15 protein-coding genes, 1 tRNA gene and 1 pseudogene are annotated in these 18,975 nt (G+C 55.2%); 1 reads left to right on the plus strand and 16 read right to left on the minus strand.

Annotation, left to right across the window (positions count from 1 at the left end; all coding sequences use genetic code 11):
* The 15 genes from RYZ18_RS13950 to RYZ18_RS14020 all read right to left on the minus strand — a co-directional run.
* Positions 1–123 (minus strand): GTP-binding protein (locus RYZ18_RS13950; protein WP_317657311.1); only part of this gene is annotated, 123 nt, incomplete at its 3' end.
* Between the two features lie 87 nt (positions 124–210).
* The gene (gene fusA / locus RYZ18_RS13955; protein WP_317657478.1) at positions 211–2,334 is read right to left on the minus strand and encodes an elongation factor G; all 2,124 of its coding nucleotides are present in this window, start codon (positions 2,332–2,334) and stop codon (positions 211–213) included.
* A 27-nt stretch (positions 2,335–2,361) separates the two neighbouring features.
* Positions 2,362–2,832, minus strand: a complete 471-nt coding sequence (gene rpsG, locus RYZ18_RS13960) for a 30S ribosomal protein S7 (protein WP_317657479.1) — start codon at positions 2,830–2,832, stop codon at positions 2,362–2,364.
* A 12-nt stretch (positions 2,833–2,844) separates the two neighbouring features.
* Entirely contained in the window at positions 2,845–3,216 is a 372-nt protein-coding gene (gene rpsL, locus RYZ18_RS13965; RefSeq protein WP_150420941.1) for a 30S ribosomal protein S12, read from the minus strand.
* Between the two features lie 244 nt (positions 3,217–3,460).
* Positions 3,461–4,408, minus strand: coding sequence for a DMT family transporter (locus RYZ18_RS13970; RefSeq protein ID WP_317657480.1), 948 nt, complete (start codon positions 4,406–4,408; stop codon positions 3,461–3,463).
* A gap of 37 nt (positions 4,409–4,445) precedes the next feature.
* A complete protein-coding gene (locus RYZ18_RS13975) occupies positions 4,446–5,306 on the minus strand; it encodes a glycosyltransferase (protein ID WP_317657481.1) in 861 nt (286 codons plus the stop codon).
* 144 nt (positions 5,307–5,450) lie between these two features.
* Positions 5,451–9,680, minus strand: coding sequence for a DNA-directed RNA polymerase subunit beta' (gene rpoC / locus RYZ18_RS13980; protein WP_317657482.1), 4,230 nt, complete (start codon positions 9,678–9,680; stop codon positions 5,451–5,453).
* Positions 9,681–9,750: 70 nt separating this feature from the next.
* The gene (gene rpoB, locus RYZ18_RS13985) at positions 9,751–13,887 is read right to left on the minus strand and encodes a DNA-directed RNA polymerase subunit beta (RefSeq protein WP_317657483.1); all 4,137 of its coding nucleotides are present in this window, start codon (positions 13,885–13,887) and stop codon (positions 9,751–9,753) included.
* Positions 13,888–14,137: 250 nt separating this feature from the next.
* Complete coding sequence (rplL, locus tag RYZ18_RS13990) at positions 14,138–14,521, minus strand: 50S ribosomal protein L7/L12 (RefSeq protein WP_317657484.1); 384 nt, start codon at positions 14,519–14,521, stop codon at positions 14,138–14,140.
* 76 nt (positions 14,522–14,597) lie between these two features.
* Positions 14,598–15,116 carry a 50S ribosomal protein L10 gene (gene rplJ / locus RYZ18_RS13995; protein ID WP_317657485.1) on the minus strand — a complete coding sequence of 173 codons (519 nt, stop codon included), beginning with the start codon at positions 15,114–15,116 and terminating at the stop codon, positions 14,598–14,600.
* 355 nt (positions 15,117–15,471) lie between these two features.
* On the minus strand, positions 15,472–16,170 hold the full coding sequence (gene rplA, locus RYZ18_RS14000) for a 50S ribosomal protein L1 (RefSeq protein WP_317657486.1): 699 nt from the start codon (positions 16,168–16,170) through the stop codon (positions 15,472–15,474).
* 3 nt (positions 16,171–16,173) lie between these two features.
* Positions 16,174–16,626, minus strand: coding sequence for a 50S ribosomal protein L11 (gene rplK, locus RYZ18_RS14005; RefSeq protein WP_317657487.1), 453 nt, complete (start codon positions 16,624–16,626; stop codon positions 16,174–16,176).
* A 151-nt stretch (positions 16,627–16,777) separates the two neighbouring features.
* Positions 16,778–17,311 (minus strand): transcription termination/antitermination protein NusG, encoded by a 534-nt coding sequence (gene nusG / locus RYZ18_RS14010; protein WP_317657488.1) that lies wholly within the window; start codon positions 17,309–17,311, stop codon positions 16,778–16,780.
* A 191-nt stretch (positions 17,312–17,502) separates the two neighbouring features.
* Positions 17,503–17,694 carry a preprotein translocase subunit SecE gene (gene secE / locus RYZ18_RS14015; protein ID WP_317657489.1) on the minus strand — a complete coding sequence of 64 codons (192 nt, stop codon included), beginning with the start codon at positions 17,692–17,694 and terminating at the stop codon, positions 17,503–17,505.
* A 103-nt stretch (positions 17,695–17,797) separates the two neighbouring features.
* Positions 17,798–17,873: transfer RNA gene (locus RYZ18_RS14020), tRNA-Trp, on the minus strand.
* 124 nt (positions 17,874–17,997) lie between these two features.
* Between RYZ18_RS14020 and RYZ18_RS14025 the strand changes: the two genes are divergently transcribed.
* Complete coding sequence (locus RYZ18_RS14025) at positions 17,998–18,708, plus strand: lysophospholipid acyltransferase family protein (RefSeq protein WP_317657490.1); 711 nt, start codon at positions 17,998–18,000, stop codon at positions 18,706–18,708.
* A 56-nt stretch (positions 18,709–18,764) separates the two neighbouring features.
* Here RYZ18_RS14025 and tuf read toward each other — a convergent pair.
* Positions 18,765–18,975 (minus strand): annotated as a pseudogene (gene tuf, locus RYZ18_RS14030) (elongation factor Tu); the annotation flags it as partial.

An 18,975-nucleotide genomic window follows, 5' to 3' on the forward strand; every position in this document is an offset into this window, starting at 1 on the left:
CGCTCTGAAATCACCAAAATACTTCGTGATCGCAGCTGTCAGTGTCGTCTTGCCGTGGTCAACGTGACCAATCGTGCCAATGTTCACGTGCGGCTTATTACGTTCAAACTTTTCCTTTGCCATGATGGCCTCCTTGTCTTGTTCAGAGCGGCGGGAAACTGCCCGCCCTACGGTTGGTGGGTAGGGCGGGGTTCACCCCGCCACCCTGGTTTAGGCGTATTTCGATTGAATCTCGTCCGAGATGTTCTGCGGAACAGGATTGTAGTGATCGAACAGCATGGTGAACTGCGCGCGGCCCGAAGACATCGAACGCAGAGTGTTGATGTAGCCGAACATATTCGCCAACGGAACGAAGGCATTGATCGCAACAGCGTTACCGCGTGGCTCTTGGCCAGAAACCTGACCACGGCGCGATGTCAAATCGCCAATGATCGACCCTGTGTATTCTTCAGGGGTGATCACCTCGACCTTCATCATCGGCTCAAGCAGTTTCGCGCCTGCTTTTTTCAGACCTTCGCGCATACACATACGAGATGCGATTTCGAAGGCGAGAACGGAGGAGTCCACATCGTGGAATTTACCGTCCAAAAGCGCGACTTTGAAGTCGATCACAGGGAAGCCTGCGAGCGGGCCAGAGTCCATAACGGACTGGATGCCCTTTTCAACACCAGGGATGTATTCCTTAGGAACAGCACCACCAACGATGCGCGACTCAAAGCTATAGCCTTCGCCAGGTTCAGTTGGCGTGATTTCCAACTTGACTTCGGCGTATTGACCCGAACCACCCGACTGCTTCTTGTGGGTGTAGGTATGCTCAACCGCGTGACCAATGGTTTCGCGATAGGCCACCTGAGGCGCACCAATATTCGCTTCCACTTTGAATTCACGCTTTAGACGATCCACCAGAATGTCGAGGTGCAATTCGCCCATGCCCTTCATGATGGTCTGGCCTGATTCAAGGTCAGTTTCCACACGGAAGGAGGGGTCTTCTGCCGCCAGACGCTGAAGACCTTGAGACATTTTCTCTTGGTCGTTCTTTGTCTTTGGCTCAATCGCGATCTCGATCACGGGATCGGGGAAGGTCATGGTTTCGAGAACCACAGGATCTGCCGCATCACAAAGCGTGTCACCTGTTGTGGTTTCTTTCAGACCGGCCAAGGCGATGATGTCGCCTGCAAAGGCCTCATCAATCTCTTCGCGGTTGTTGGAGTGCATCATCATCATACGACCAACACGCTCTTTTTTGCCTTTGGTCGCATTGAGGATAGAACCGCCCTTTTCCAATTTGCCCGAGTAGATACGGGTAAAGGTCAAGGAGCCAACAAACGGGTCGTTCATGATTTTGAACGCCAGACCTGCAAAGGCCATGTTGTCATCTGCGCGGCGTGCAATGTTACGAGTTTCCGTCTCATCGCCTGGCTTAAAGCCCATGTAGTCGACCACATCGAGAGGGCCGGGCAAGAAGTCAATCACAGCGTTGAGCAAAGGCTGAACGCCTTTGTTCTTGAACGCAGAACCGCCCAATACAGGCACAAAGCTCAAGGACAAGGTGCCTTTACGGATCAGTTTGCGCAGGGTTGCGATGTCTGGCTCGTTGCCTTCGAGATAGGCTTCCATCGCCGCATCGTCCTGCTCAACCGCATTCTCGATCAGGATCGAGCGCCACTCGTCAGCCGTATCCCGCAAGTCAGCGCGGATTGGCTGGCGCTTCCAAGATGCACCAAGGTCTTCGCCTTGCCAAACCCATTCTTCCATCGTGACCAGGTCGACAATGCCTTCCAGCTTGTCTTCGGCACCGATGGGGAAGTTCACAGGAACAGGTGTTGCACCTGTGCGGTCTTTGATCATCTTCACGCAGTTGAAGAAGTCAGCGCCAATCTTGTCCATCTTGTTGACGAACACGATACGGGGAACCTTGTAGCGATCCGCCTGACGCCAAACGGTTTCCGTCTGAGGCTCAACGCCTGCGTTACCATCAAGCAAGCAAACCGCGCCATCGAGAACAGCCAAAGAACGTTCAACTTCGATGGTGAAGTCAACGTGTCCGGGTGTGTCGATGATGTTATAGCGGAACTTCGTGTCCGAAGTGCCTTCCGCGGATGGGTCTTCCTGCCACTGCCAGAACGTGGTGGTCGCAGCGGAGGTAATGGTGATCCCACGCTCCTGCTCCTGCTCCATCCAGTCCATGGTGGCCGCGCCATCATGCACTTCGCCGATCTTGTGCGAGCGGCCTGTGTAATACAGGATACGTTCTGTGGTTGTGGTTTTGCCCGCGTCAATATGGGCCATAATCCCAAAGTTGCGGTAGCGCTCCAGCGGATATTCGCGTGCCATCTGGTGGTCCTCAGGCTAGAATTAAAATTACCAACGATAATGGCTGAACGCTTTGTTCGCATCCGCCATCTTGTGGGTGTCTTCACGTTTCTTAACGGCTGCGCCGCGTGCGTTGACCGCATCCACCAATTCGCCTGCAAGGCGCTCTTCCATGGTGTTTTCGTTACGAGCACGGGCCGCGTTGATCAGCCAGCGGATCGCAAGCGCTTCACGGCGCTCAGGGCGCACTTCAACAGGAACCTGATAGGTCGCACCGCCCACACGGCGGGAGCGCACTTCAACAGCAGGTTTGATGTTGTCGAGCGCTTCGTGGAACACTTCCACAGGCGCGCGCTTGAGACGCTGCTCAACGCGATCAAACGCGTTGTAAACGATCTTTTCTGCGACCGATTTTTTACCATCGATCATCAGATTATTCATGAACTTTGTCAGAACACGATCACCAAATTTGGCATCGGGCAAAACTTCGCGTTTTTCAGCGCTGTGACGACGGGACATGTCTGTATCCTCTTACTTCGGACGCTTCGCGCCATATTTCGAACGACGCTGACGGCGATCTTTAACGCCCTGCGTATCAAGCACACCGCGCAGAATGTGATAACGCACACCTGGAAGGTCTTTCACACGGCCGCCACGGATCAGAACAACAGAGTGCTCTTGGAGGTTGTGTTTCTCACCAGGAATGTAGCTGATGACCTCAAAACCATTCGTCAGGCGCACCTTGGCAACCTTACGCATAGCCGAGTTCGGCTTCTTTGGCGTCGTGGTGTAGACGCGTGTGCATACGCCGCGCTTCTGCGGGCAGGATTCCAAGTGCTGCGACTTGGAGCGTTTTACTTTGGGCTGCCGTGGTTTACGGATCAGCTGTTGAATCGTAGGCATTCGGTTCCCCGTCTTGCTCATGTCAAAGGGCATCTTGCGTATGCAAAACACCAAAACCGCAAGCGCCCTTTCCCTACCTGGAGGCCGCCGCGGTGGAATTCTCAGAGGATCGAGGCATCAAATCGCCTGGATCATGACCACTCAGTTCTGTATCTCGGGCAAGCTCGCGCAAGGCGCAAAATGCCGCTCATGGCGCGGCGTATAGGGGGAATCGTATGGGGTGTCAACAGCGGCAGGGTCTGCGCTAGTCCCGCTGCATTTGAGACGGGCCAGATATTGGGGCATCGGCCACTGCGGTTGCCGTCAGCGAGGCCGCCAACCGTTCAGCACGGCGCGCCACGCGATGTTCACGCAGTAGCGTGAAAATGCCCGAGGCCACGACAATCGCAGCCCCAAGTAAGGTCAAAAGATCGGGCCAATCCCCAAACACGAGGAACCCCAAAATCAGCGCCCAAACAAGGGCTGTATAGCGAAACGGCGCGACCACGCCAATTTCACCCACCCGCATGGTCATGATAGAAAACAGATAACCCCCAATGATGCAGATTGCAGCGCCAATGATATAGGTCGCCTCAATCATGTTGATCGGTTGCCAATCTTCACTGATGGACAAAACCCCACCCGATAGGCCAACAGCAACGGCCGTAATAAATGCCACACCCATCGAGGGGGCCTCGGGTGACAAGCGGCGGGTCAGAAGATCACGAATGGTCACGAAACCCACAGTCATCAGCGCATAGATGGAGTAGATAGTGAACCCCTCGCCCCCGGGTTTTACGATCAACATGACACCCGCAAAACCAACCGTAATGGCCAGCATCCGCCGCCACCCCACAGGTTCGCGGAACACGAGAAAGGCAACCAATGTCACACTTAGCGGCAGAGCCGCCAGAATTGCGGCAACATTGGCCAAGGGCATATGGATCAATGCAATCATAAACGTGATCATGGCGGCTATTTCGGCCAATATGCGGCCGATCACCTTGCCGCGATCCACAGGTGGAATGTGAAAGCGCAGCTGCCCCATCCACCAAAGCAGGGCCACCATCATAATGGCTGTCAGAACCCCCCGCAAAAAGATCATCTGAAACAGTGGCACAGTCTGGGTGACCAGTTTCACCAATGTATCATTGAGCGTAAAGGCGGCCATGGCGCCTGACATCAGCAATGCGCCCTTGATATTGGGTGTCAAAAACCGCGCTCCTTGTGGTCTGAGCGGAAATCTAGGCTCAGTCATCGTCACTATTGGGGTCATTTTCGCGCAATCGTGCAAGCGCAGCAAGGGTCTTGATCGGTTGCAGCGCAAAGCGGTCGCGCATCAGGGTTTGTGCTTTGGTGATCTCCATCAACTCGGCAGTGGGGGGGATAGAACGATCACTGTCATTCACCCCATGCAGCGTGCGCACGAACATCACATCATTTGGATCGCACCATGTGCGCACATTGGCCGCAATCTTGCGATGGTTCCACCGATAAACATTGGCGAGACTGTCATTATGCGTGACCATCGCGCTGGCCAATCCCAAAGGGCCGATTTCCGAAAATTCCCAATAGGGTTTTTCTTGGGAATTCATGTTCCAATAAATGCCCCGATGAAAGGCGATAGCGGCAGGGGTGTCTTCATCAGCCCACCCCAGTTCCAACAACTGATCTGCGACCGCGCGGGTCTTGGCGATATAGTCACAGGCCACAGCATCATCATCATCAATGCGAAACCCCGTGATGAATTTCGAATGCCGATCCCACCCACGCCGAAAGGCGCGGCGGGTGGAGTTTAGAGGCCCCGCTGCCTCAAGGGTGCAAACCTGCAGGAAGGGATAAGGGGCCATCAAATCCTTCAGACGCCGCCGCCACCGATAGGGCATCGTATCCGCGATCAAAGCGATCAATTTGAAATCCTGATCCGTTTGAGCGGCCAAGGACGGGAGGCAGATTTGTTCAAACAACACAAAGCGCTGCTTCATGCGAGCAGGATCATAGAGCATGGCCTCTAGCGCCCATTGCTCCATCGTGGCCGAAGCAAAGCCACCTTCGCCCGCATAGGAAAAACGGCAGACGCCCACAATCTGATTGGATAAATCCTTGGCCATATGCCGCTTTCATTCCCAGTTTAGCACCCCAAGCTTACGGGATGGGCGCGCATCGGAAAAGAGGCGGTATAAAAAAGGAAACGCCCCATTGCGAGATCGCAACGGGGCGCTTCAATAGCTTACTGCGCATAGCGCAAGATGCTCTTACTCTTCGCCTTCGCTTGCAGCGTCTGCAGTAGCATCGGCCAGATCAGCTTCGCTTGGCGCAGCAAGGGCTGCAGCGGCTTCTGCCTCAGCGCGGGCCGCCTCAATCACCTTGTTGTCACGCTCGGCTGCGATGCGGCGAACACGCTGTGTCGCGCCGCCTGTGCCCGCAGGGATCAAGCGACCCACGATGACGTTTTCCTTGAGGCCAACCAACTTGTCACGCTTGCCCTGCACCGAAGCCTCGGTGAGAACGCGGGTTGTCTCTTGGAAGGACGCCGCAGAGATAAAGCTACGAGTCTGCAAGCTGGCCTTAGTGATACCAAGCAGCACGGGCTCACCTGTCGCTGGACGACCACCACGGGCTTCGACTTTGGCGTTCTCCTCATCGAATTCCGCCTTGTCGACATGCTCACCCTTCAGCAGCGTTGTCTCGCCTGAGTCGAGGATTTCAATCTTCTGCAACATCTGGCGCACGATCACTTCGATATGCTTATCGTTGATCTTCACACCTTGCAGACGATAGACATCCTGCACCTCGTCAATGAGGTAATCTGCCAAAGCCTCGATCCCCATGATCCGCAAAATATCATGCGGTGCAGGGTTGCCGTCCATGATGTAATCGCCCTTCTGAACGAAATCACCTTCAACAACGGGGATGTGCTTGCCTTTTGGAACCATGTATTCCACGGGCTCCATTGACTCATCAACAGGCACAACACTGATGCGGCGCTTGTTTTTGAAGTCACGGCCAAAGCGCACATAACCATCAACCTCTGCGATGATGGCGTGGTCTTTTGGACGGCGGGCCTCGAACAATTCCGCAACGCGCGGCAGACCACCGGTAATGTCCTTGGTCTTTGCACCTTCGCGCGGGATACGGGCCACAACATCACCCGCCTCAACAGATTGGCCATCTTCCACCGAAAGAATGGCGTCCACCGACATCGGATAGGTCACAGGGTTGCCCTGATCATTGCGCACAGGTTCGCCATCGGCACCCACGATCAAGATTTCGGGCTTAAGTTCATTGCCCTTTGGCGCAGCGCGCCAATCCATCACGATCTTCTGGGTCATGCCAGTCGCGTCATCGGTTTCATCGCGAACTGCGATGCCACTGACGAGGTCGACATATTTCACTGTGCCCGATTTCTCAGCGATGATTGGAAGGGTATATGGATCCCACTCAAACAAGCGGTCGCCACGAGACACTTTGGCGCCCTCGGCCACATGCACCTTGGTGCCGTAACCCAGTTTGAACGCGGCGCGCTCGACCCCGTTATCATCAATGATAGCAATCTGCATATTGCGGCCAACAACGATCACATCGCCTGCGGCGTTCTTCAGCGTGTTGGCGTTGCGATACTCAATTTTGCCTTCTTGACCAGCTTCTTGGAAACTCTGCTGGCCACCTTGTGCAACCCCACCAATGTGGAATGTGCGCATCGTCAGCTGCGTGCCAGGTTCACCAATGGACTGAGCCGCGATGATACCGACCGCTTCACCCACGTTTACACGGGTGCCGCGTGCAAGGTCACGACCATAACAGACGGCGCAAACACCCTCTTCCGCCTCACAGGTCAAAGGCGAACGGATTTTGATCGATGCCAGACCGGCGGCTTCCACCGCATCTGCCTTGCGCTCGTCAATCAGCTCACCCTTGGAGACGATTACTTCGCCCGTTGCAGGTGCGATGACGTCTTCGCCAGCCGAGCGGCCCAAAATCCGCTCTGCCAATGAAGAGACAACCTCGCCATCATTGATCGCTGCTTCAGCGGTGATTGTGGCATCAGTGCCGCAATCGACCATACGCACGATACAATCCTGCGCCACGTCCACCAAACGGCGGGTCAAGTAGCCCGAGTTCGCCGTTTTAAGCGCCGTGTCAGACAAACCCTTACGGGCGCCGTGGGTCGAGTTGAAGTATTCAAGAACGGTCAGACCTTCCTTAAAGTTCGAGATGATTGGCGTCTCGATGATCTCGCCCGATGGTTTGGCCATCAGACCGCGCATACCACCCAGCTGCTTCATCTGCGTCACAGAACCCCGCGCGCCCGAGTGGGCCATCATGTAAACGGAGTTTGGTTCGGACTCTGCGCCATTCTCATCGAATTTCTTGGCCGAGATGGTCGCCATCATCGCGTCAGTGACCTTGTCATTGGCCTTCGACCACGCATCAATCACCTTGTTGTATTTCTCACCTTGGGTGATGAGACCGTCCATATATTGCTGTTCGAATTCCTTCACTTGGTCGCGGGTTTCATCAACCAACGTCCATTTCGTGTCAGGAACAACCATGTCGTCCTTACCGAAGGAGATACCAGCACGGAACGCTTCACGGAAACCAAGGCTCATGATCTGGTCACAGAAAATGACGCTCTCTTTTTGACCGCAATAGCGATAGACAGTGTCGATGACCTGCTGCACTTCTTTTTTGCGCAGCAAGCGGTTCACCAATTCAAACGGCGCTTTTGCGTTTAGCGGTAGAAGCGCGCCAATGCGCAAGCGGCCAGGCGTGGTTTCAAACCGCTGATAAACCTCGTTGCCCTCGTCATCAATTTGCTTGATGCGCGCGGTCACTTTGGCGTGCAGATGCACCTCACCTGCGGTCAGGGCGTGCTCGACCTCCTCGATGGAGGAGAAGGACATGCCTTCACCCTTCATGCCTTCGCGTTCCATGGTCACATAGTAGAGACCCAAAACCATGTCCTGAGACGGAACAATGATCGGCGCGCCGTTTGCAGGCGACAGAACGTTGTTCGTGGACATCATCAAAACGCGGGCTTCAAGCTGCGCTTCAAGGCTCAATGGAACGTGAACGGCCATCTGGTCGCCGTCAAAGTCTGCGTTAAACGCAGAACAGACCAAGGGGTGCAGCTGAATAGCCTTACCTTCAATCAAGACAGGCTCGAATGCCTGAATGCCCAAGCGGTGCAAGGTCGGCGCGCGGTTCAAAAGAACGGGATGCTCGCGGATCACTTCGTCCAAGATATCCCAAACTTCGGGCCGCTCTTTTTCAACCAATTTCTTGGCTTGCTTGACTGTCGAAGACAGGCCCTTGGCTTCAAGGCGCGAATAGATAAACGGCTTGAACAGTTCCAACGCCATTTTCTTTGGCAGGCCACACTGGTGCAGTTTCAACTCTGGGCCCGTCACAATGACCGAACGACCCGAGAAGTCGACCCGCTTACCCAAAAGGTTTTGACGGAAACGACCCTGCTTGCCCTTGAGCATATCAGACAGCGATTTCAGCGGGCGCTTATTGGCACCTGTGATCACGCGACCACGGCGGCCATTGTCAAACAACGCATCCACAGATTCCTGCAACATCCGCTTTTCGTTACGGATAATGATGTCAGGTGCGCGCAATTCGATCAGACGCTTTAGACGGTTGTTGCGGTTGATCACGCGGCGATAAAGATCGTTCAAATCCGATGTCGCGAAACGACCACCATCCAGCGGCACAAGCGGACGCAACTCTGGTGGGATCACGGGGATCACTGTCAGCACCATCCATTCTGGACGGTTGCCAGACTCGATGAAATTTTCAACGATCTTGAGGCGCTTGATGATCTTCTTCGGCTTCAACTCACCGGTGGCTTCCTTAAGGTCTTCGCGCAACTGTGCTGCTTCAGCCTCAAGGTCGATATTGGCAAGCATTTCGCGGATTGCTTCCGCGCCGATATTCGCTTGGAACGCATCCGCCCCATAGGCGTCCTGCGCATCCAGGAATTCTTCTTCGGACAAGAGCTGACCATAGCTCAGATCGGTCAGACCTGGCTCAATCACCACATAGTTTTCGAAATACAGGATCCGCTCCAGATCACGCAGCGTCATATCCAGCATCAGACCAATGCGGGATGGCAGCGATTTCAGGAACCAAATATGCGCAACAGGTGCAGCCAATTCGATATGGCCCATGCGTTCGCGGCGCACCTTTTGCAAGGTCACCTCAACGCCACATTTTTCGCAGACAACGCCACGATACTTCATGCGCTTATATTTGCCGCACAGACATTCGTAATCTTTTACGGGCCCAAAGATCCGCGCGCAGAACAGGCCGTCACGCTCGGGCTTAAAGGTGCGGTAGTTGATCGTCTCAGGCTTTTTGATCTCGCCATACGACCAGCTGAGAATACGCTCAGGGCTGGCAAGCGAGACTTTGATCTCGTCAAACGCTTTTGGCGCGACAAGCGGGTTGAACGGGTTGTTCGTGAGTTCCTGGTTCATTTTCAAATCCTTGAATTCGGGCAGAGAGATGGGGGATCAGGCAGCGGCGGGGACGGGCCCCGCCAACCGCTTACTCTTCATCCTCCGCATCCAGGAGTTCCATGTTGAGGCCGAGGCCACGCACTTCCTTGACGAGAACGTTGAACGATTCAGGCACGCCTGCTTCGAAATTGTCCTCGCCTTTGACGATCGATTCATAGACCTTGGTGCGGCCTGCAACGTCATCCGACTTAACAGTGAGCATTTCCTGCAAGGTGTATGCAGCGCCATAAGCCTCCAAGGCCCAGACCTCCATCTCACCGAAGCGCTGCCCACCGAATTGCGCCTTACCGCCGAGCGGCTGTTGGGTGACAAGGCTGTATGGCCCTGTCGAGCGCGCGTGGATTTTGTCATCCACGAGGTGATGCAGTTTCAGCAGGTATTTCACACCCACGGTGACGGGACGGGCGAATTGCTCACCCGTGCGGCCATCGTAAAGAACCGATTGGCCCGATGTGTCAAAGCCCGCGCGGGTCAGCGCATCGTTTACATCGGCCTCTTTTGCACCGTCAAATACAGGCGTTGCAATCGGAACACCGCGGGTCACGGTTGAAGCGGACTCAACCAATGCTGTGTCGTCCAGATCGGCAAAGGCCTCGCCATACACCTCATCACCATAAGCGATTTTGAGGGCATCGCGCACAGGCGTCATGTCACCAGAGCGGCGATATTCGTCCAAGGCTTCGTCAATCTTCAGACCCAGACCGCGTGCGGCCCAACCCATATGGGTTTCCAAAATCTGACCCACGTTCATACGCGAAGGCACGCCGAGAGGGTTCAGAACGAAATCGACAGGGGTGCCATCTGCAAGGAAAGGCATATCCTCCATCGGAACCACTTTCGAGATCACACCCTTGTTGCCGTGACGGCCCGCCATCTTATCACCTGGCTGAAGCTTGCGCTTCACGGCGATAAAGACTTTGACCATTTTCATCACGCCTGGAGGCAGGTCATCGCCGCGGCGAACTTTCTCGACCTTATCCTCAAAACGGTGATCCAAGGTGCGCTTCTGTGCGTCAAACTGTTGGTTCAGCGCCTCTACTTCAGCGGCGTCCTTCTCATCACCAAGGGCAAGCTGCCACCACTGGCCGTGGCTGAGCGTTTCAAGCAACTCTTCCGTGATCTCAGACCCTGCTTTGACGCCTTTTGGCCCTTTTACCGCAGTTTTGCCAAGCAGCATGGACTTGAGACGCGCATAGATGTTGCGCTCAAGAATTGCCAACTCGTCATCACGGTCGCGTGCCAGACGCTCGACAATCTCGCGCTCAATTTGCAGCGCGCGCTCGTCCTTGTCGACACCATGGCGGTTGAAAACGCGCACTTCCACGACTGTCCCGAAATCACCGGGTGGCAGGCGCAACGATGTATCACGCACATCAGACGCTTTTTCGCCAAAGATCGCCCGCAGAAGTTTTTCTTCTGGGGTCATTGGGCTTTCACCCTTTGGCGTGATCTTACCAACAAGAATGTCACCCGGCCCAACTTCGGCGCCGATATAGACGATGCCCGCCTCATCGAGGTTGCGAAGGGCTTCTTCCCCTACGTTTGGAATGTCGCGGGTGATTTCCTCAGGCCCAAGCTTAGTGTCACGGGCAGCAACTTCGAATTCCTCGATATGGATCGAGGTGAAAACATCATCACGCACGATGCGCTCGGAAATGAGGATCGAGTCTTCGTAGTTGTAGCCGTTCCATGGCATAAACGCCACGACCACGTTCTTACCCAAGGCCAATTCGCCCATATCGGTCGAGGGGCCATCGGCAATCACTTCACCTTTGCCAACACGATCGCCCACTTTCACCAAGGGGCGCTGGTTGATGCAGGTGTTCTGGTTTGAGCGCTGGAATTTACGAAGGCGGTAGATATCCACGCCAGCATCGCCCAGTTCCAGATCTTCGGTGGCGCGCACAACGATACGTTCTGCATCCACTTGGTCGATGATCCCGCCACGTTTGGCCATGATCGCCGCACCAGAATCGCGTGCGACAACACTTTCGATGCCTGTGCCCACGAAAGGCGCGTCAGCTTGCAACAGCGGAACCGCCTGACGTTGCATGTTCGAGCCCATCAAAGCGCGGTTCGCGTCATCGTTTTCCAAGAATGGAATGAGCGAGGCAGCAACCGAAACCAACTGCTTGGGCGATACGTCAATCAGGTCAACCTGATCGCGCGGTGCAAGCGTGTATTCGCCCGATTGACGGGTGTTCACCAGATCATTGATGAACTTGCCGCTTGCGTCCAAAGTGGCGTTGGCCTGCGCAACTGTGTGGCGCATTTCTTCGGTCGCGGACATGTAGACGACCTCATCGGTCACTTTGGTGTCCACAACGCGGCGATATGGGGTTTCGATGAAGCCGTATTTGTTCACCCGCGCGAAGGTCGCAAGCGAGTTGATCAGACCAATATTCGGCCCTTCAGGCGTTTCAATCGGGCACATACGGCCGTAATGGGTTGGGTGAACGTCACGAACCTCGAACCCTGCACGCTCGCGCGTCAGACCGCCAGGCCCAAGAGCCGACAAGCGGCGCTTATGGGTGACTTCCGACAGTGGGTTGGTCTGGTCCATGAACTGAGACAACTGGCTTGAGCCAAAGAATTCGCGAACAGCCGCAGCGGCGGGTTTCGCGTTGATCAGATCCTGTGGCATCACAGTATCGATTTCGACCGAGGACATACGTTCCTTGATCGCGCGCTCCATACGAAGCAGGCCCACGCGATACTGGTTCTCCATCAATTCACCCACCGAACGCACGCGGCGGTTGCCCAAATGGTCAATATCGTCAATGTCGCCCTTGCCATCGCGCAGTTCGACCAAGGCCTTGATGCAGGCAACGATATCTTCGCGGCGCAGAATGCGGGTTGTGTCAGGCGCATCGAGATCGAGGCGCATGTTCATCTTCACGCGACCAACGGCAGACAGATCATAGCGCTCGCTGTCGAAGAACAGCGTGTCAAAGAGGGCGCTTGCCGCTTCAACGGTTGGTGGCTCGCCTGGGCGCATGACCCGATAGATATCCATCAACGCGCCTTCGCGGTTCATGTTCTTATCAACGGCCATAGTGTTGCGGATATAGGCGCCAACATTGATGTTATCGATGTCGAGAACGGGGATGTCGGTGATGCCCGCATCCATCAGATCCTTCAGCGTGCCGCCCGTGACATTGCCATCCTTGTCGGTTTCCCATGTCAACTCGTCCCCAGCTTCGACATAAATCGCGCCAGTTTCTTCGTTGATGATATCCTTCGCAACAAAGCGGCCCACGATGTGATCGAAAGGCACCAACAGCTCGGAGACTTTACCCTCATCAATCAGCTGCTTCACGGCGCGCGGGGTGATCTTCTTGCCTGCCTCAGCGATGACTTCACCCGTGGCTGCATCAACAAGATCAAATGTAGGACGGGTGCCGCGCACGCGCTCGGGGAAGAACTTGGTTGCCCAACCTTTGTTCTTAACAGAGCGGAACATCACAGTGTCATAATAGGCATCCATGATGCCTTCTTGATCCAAACCAAGTGCATAAAGCAGCGTGGTCACTGGCAATTTGCGGCGGCGGTCAATGCGCGCAAATACGATGTCCTTGGCGTCAAACTCGAAATCCAACCAAGAGCCGCGATAAGGAATGATGCGGCAAGCAAACAAAAGCTTGCCCGAAGAATGGGTTTTGCCTTTGTCATGGTCGAAGAACACACCAGGGGAACGGTGCATTTGGCTGACGATCACGCGTTCGGTGCCGTTCACGATGAACGTGCCATTTGGCGTCATCAAAGGCATATCGCCCATGAACACATCTTGCTCTTTGATGTCTTTGACGGATTTTGCGCCCGTATCCTCGTCAACATCAAATACGATCAAACGCAAGGTCACCTTGAGCGGCGCAGCATAAGTCAAATCGCGGCTTTGGCATTCCTCGACATCAAACTTCGGGGCTTCCAATTCGTATTTAACGAATTCCAAAACCGAAGTTTCGTTGAAATCTTTGATCGGGAAAACCGACTGGAAAACACCCTTGATGCCTTCACCATCCAAAGGCGTGTCTTGGTCGCCTGATTTCAGGAAAAGGTCATAGGAAGATTTTTGAACCTCGATGAGGTTCGGCATTTCCAATACTTCACGGATTTTGCCATAGAATTTGCGAATGCGCTTCTGGCCTGCGTAGGTCTGAGCCATGCTCTGATACACCTTTCGTTTCTTTCGCTCCACGCGCACCGTCGGGGCCACGGCACGGGGGGCTTTGAAACAAGCGGATGGAGGATCCATTCATGCCTGCCGTCCCACCGGCAAGCTCCCGATCCTGCACCACACCTAGAAGAAGGTCTTGGCCACCAAGGCCCTCATCTAGGTGAGGATGGCTGGACAGGAAAAACCCGCCCAGCCACATCGCAACATGGGGAATGCGCCACGCGCATTCCTTCCATGATTACTTGAGTTCGACTTCTGCGCCAGCTGCTTCGAGCTTGGCTTTGATGTCGTCTGCTTCTGCTTTTGCAACGCCTTCTTTGACGGCCTTGCCACCTGCTTCAACGAGGTTCTTCGCTTCAACGAGGCCAAGACCTGTGATGCCGCGAACTTCTTTGATGACAGCAATTTTATTGCCGCCAGCAGATTTCAGGATAACGTCAAATTCGGTTTTCTCTTCAGCAGCTGCGCCGGCGTCACCACCAGCAGCAGGGCCTGCCATCATGACAGCGCCGCCTGCAGCAGGCTCGATGCCATATTCGTCTTTGAGGTAGTTCTTCAGTTCTTGTGCTTCGAGAAGGGTCAAGCCCACGATCTCTTCGGCAAGTTTTTTGATATCAGCCATTTTTCGGTTTCCGTATCTAAAATTTGTGATCCAACGTCATGCGGCATAGCCAAACATAACGGGTCTCAAGGTTGCATTATGCGGCTTCGGCCTTCTCTTCGATGGTCGAAAGGATGCTCGCAATATTCGAAGCAGGTGCGCCAATTGCGCCAGCGATGTTGGAAGCAGGTGCCCCAATGCAGCCCACGATCGAAGCAATAAGCTCCTCACGGGATGGCATGGACGCAACGGCTTTAACGCCAGCTTGATCAAGCACAGTGCCACCCATAGCACCGCCAATGATAACGAATTTAGCATTCGCCTTGGCGTAGTCCTCGGCAACCTTGGCCGCAGCCACAGGATCCTCGGAATAGGACAACACAGTCATACCCGTCATCAGGTCAGCAATGCCTTCGGCAGGCGTTCCTTGAAGGGCGATCTTGGCGAGCCTGTTCTTGGCGACGCGTACAGACCCACCAGCTTCGCGCATTTTCGCGCGCAGGTCTTGCATCTCAGCAACCGTGAGGCCCGCGTAGTGAGACACCACGACAACGCCAGAGCTTTCAAAGATTTGGCCGAGTTCCTCGACCACTCTCTCTTTCTGGGCTCTATCCACAGTTCTACTCCAATTAGGGGGTCACCCCCCGGCTCAAGTTTGGCAGGTTTCCCTACCTCTTCGGGTCCAAGTGAGGGGCCCGAGCCAGACCGCCCGAAGGCGCGGTGGCCTTGCGGAAATCCGAAACTCGTTTCCCATCTCAGGAAGGATTTACGGGCATGCGCCCACCCTCCGTCTCGGACAGGTGACCGCGCCCACGAGCGAATCGCAGACACAGGTCGAAACGGGGCCATACGACAGAACGCAAAGAAACCCAAGAGGGAACACCGCTTTGTGACCAAAGTTGCCCCACCCGAGTTCTTGCGGTCAAACCCCGCGGCTTTCGGCCCCCTCGCACAGAGAGGGCCAAAACTGTTTACGCGTTGGTCGCGCTTTCAACGCTAACCGACACACCAGGCCCCATGGTGGAGCTGAGCGTGATACGCTTCAAATAAGTGCCTTTTGCGCCTGCTGGCTTGGACTTCGATACAGCGTCAACAAAGGCGCGGATATTTTCCGCCAGTTTCGCTGCGTCAAAGCTGGCTTTGCCAACCGCACAATGAACGATGCCCGCCTTCTCGACCTTGAACTGAACCTGACCGCCTTTGGCCGCTTCTACGGCCTCTTTAACGTCCATGGTCACAGTGCCGATTTTTGGGTTTGGCATCAGGTTACGAGGCCCAAGAACCTTACCCAAACGGCCCACGATTGGCATCATGTCAGGGGTTGCGATGCAGCGATCAAACTCGATCTTGCCGCCCTGAACGATTTCCATCAGGTCTTCCGCGCCAACGATATCCGCGCCCGCAGCCTTGGCTTCATCTGCCTTAGGGCCGCGTGCGAAAACCGCAACGCGCACAGATTTGCCTGTGCCATTTGGCAAGGTCACTGTGCCGCGCACCATTTGGTCAGCGTGACGAGGGTCAACGCCCAAGTTCATTGAAATATCAACCGATTCATCGAATTTTGCCGAAGCATTCGCTTTGATCAGCTCAACGGCTTCTTCGATTGTGATGTCTTCTTTTCCTGCGAAGGCGGCACGGGCTGCCGTTACGCGCTTACCAATCTTGCCCATAACTTACCCTTTCACCTCAATACCCATCGACTTTGCAGAGCCGAGGATGATTTTCATTGCCGCTTCAACATCGTTCGCGCTGAGGTCTTTCATCTTGGCTTCAGCGATTTCACGAACCTGAGCAACAGTCACAGTTGCGATGGTCTCACGACCAGGATTTTCGGCACCGCGTGGGCGGTTGCGCTTGCCAACAGATTTCAAACCTGCGGCCTTTTTCAGGTAATAAGACGCAGGCGGCGTCTTAATTTCCATCGCAAAAGATTTGTCTTGGTAATAGGTGATCACGGTGGGGCAAGGGGCGCCTTGCTCCATATCTGCGGTCTTGGCGTTGAACGCCTTGCAGAATTCCATGATGTTAATCCCGCGCTGACCCAATGCAGGGCCAACAGGTGGGGATGGGTTAGCTTGACCTGCAGGGATCTGCAGCTTCATCGTTCCAGCAAGTTTCTTGGCCATCTGGCCTCTCCTTTTTTTCATCGGCACAGCTTGGCTGCACCCTATCAGGATCGGGACGCGTCCCTTTCCCAGTCGCTAGCGTGGTTCGGCACATCATGCGCGCATGATCCTGCCTCCCACGAATGAGCGGCGCTTGCGCGCCGCACCCACATCAGGCGGTTTTCGACACCTGCGTGAATTCCAATTCCACGGGCGTTGCGCGCCCGAAAATCGAGACCGTCACCTTGAGGCGCTGGTTCTCATCATCAACTTCTTCGACCATGCCATCGAAATCTTCAAACGGCCCGTCATTAACCTTAACCTTTTCACCAACATCAAAGGTGATGGTTGAGCGGGGGCTGGCCTCGCCCTCTTCGACACGGTTCAGGATCGCGTTCACTTCATCATCGCGCATCGGCATGGGGCGGCCCTGCGGCCCAAGGAACCCTGTGACGCGCGGGATCGAAGACACAGCATGATAGGCGCGGTCGGTCAATTCCATGCGCACCAGAACATAACCAGGCATAAAGCGGCGCGGGACGGTGACTTTCTTGCCACGGCGAATCTCGATCACTTCCTCTTCAGGAACGAGAACTTCTTCGATCTCATCCTCGAGGCCCTTTTCGGCCACGGCGTTTCTGATCTGCTCGGCGATGCGCTTCTCAAAATTTGACAGCACGCTCACCGAATACCACCGTTTCGCCATCCGCTTCTTCCATCCTCGACATAAGGCGCGATCGCGCGCCAGTTATTTTAGTGTCCAACCGCTTGGCATCATGCCGCGCGTGCCGTCCCGAAACAAAAAATCAGCGTGTATCTCGAATCGATACACGCCGCCGGGAAATATTCTCCGTCCCCCTACCCCCCGAAATAGGGAAAATCAAGGGTTCAAGGGTCTTAGCCTACCGCCGTCAGCAGCAATTCCAAACCTTGGCGGATCAGCCAATCGACCATGAAAAAGAACAACGCCGCCAAAACCGCCATCGCGAATACCATCGCGGTGGTGGTCACAAGCTCGCGGCGGGTCGGCCAAACGATCTTGGCAATCTCGGCGCGGGTTTGTTGAACAAATTGGATCGGGTTGGCCATGGTCTTTTACCTCTTTCGATTGTCGGCTGATATAGGCAAGCGCGCCCGATGATGCAAGCCGCGAAGCACGCTATGTGCAGTCCAAGGTTGATAATCGGGAAAGTGGCAGGGGCAGCAGGATTCGAACCCGCGGCCTACGGATTTGGAATCCGTTGCTCTACCAACTGAGCTATACCCCTAAGGCCGTGCATGCTGATAGCGGGGCTTGGCCCCCAATGCAAGAGGAAGGCTGCGCAGATTTCCATGGTTTATCTCCCGCTTGGCGCTTGCACGGCGGGACAGTTTGCGCGAAGGAACCTAGCTATGACCAAGACCGCAACAACCCTACGCAAAAGGATCGCAAATTCCGCCTTTGCAAATCGCGCGGTTGCAGCGGTTTTTGGGGCATGGGCGCGGTTGGTGCGCATAACCTCGCGCCGCGAGGAAGAGGGTTGGACACAGGTTGAGACGGCATTGGCCACCCACGGCGCTGTGATCATCGTTTGTTGGCATCAACGGCTGATGATGACGCCCTTTATGTTTGATCTTTCTAAATATCGCTGTCGCAGCCTGACGTCTGATGCACGGGCGGGGCGGTTGGTGGGCCATATCCACCGCCATTTCGGCTATGAAAGCGTGCCAATGCCGCGCGGTATCCTTGGGGCCGCCGAAATGCGCCTCATCCTAAAAGGGTTGCGCGAGGGTATCTCGATTGGTGTCTCGCCAGATGGGCCACGCGGGCCTGCGCGGGTCGCAAAATCAACCCCAATCCAATGGGCGCGCTCCGCCCAAGTGCCCGTGGTCAGTTTTACGTTTTCAGCCAAACATTATCTCATATGGCCAACATGGGATCGGCTGATCTTCCCGCTGCCCTTTACCAAACTGCATCTGCGTTGGCGGGTTTGGGAGGAGACTGTGCCCCCGAAGCTCTCGGAGGCCGAGACCGCCGCACTGGCCGAAAGACTGCAATCCTTCATGGATGCAGAGGCGCTCGCAGCAGATCACAAAGTAGGTCACAATACCGCACAGCTTTAATGAAAAAGCCGCCCCCGAAGGCGCGGCTTTCTTTGAGTTTAGAAAATCGCCAGCGATTAAGCGATGATTTTGGAGACCACGCCTGCGCCGACTGTGCGGCCGCCTTCGCGGATGGCGAAGCGCAGACCATCTTCCATCGCGATGGGGGCGATCAGCTCGACTTCGAACTTCAGGTTGTCGCCGGGCATAACCATTTCCGTGCCAGAAGGCAGGGTCACAGTGCCGGTAACGTCCGTGGTGCGGAAGTAGAACTGAGGACGGTAGTTC

This window comes from Roseovarius sp. 10, assembly GCF_033100315.1.
Lineage (GTDB): Bacteria > Pseudomonadota > Alphaproteobacteria > Rhodobacterales > Rhodobacteraceae > M30B80.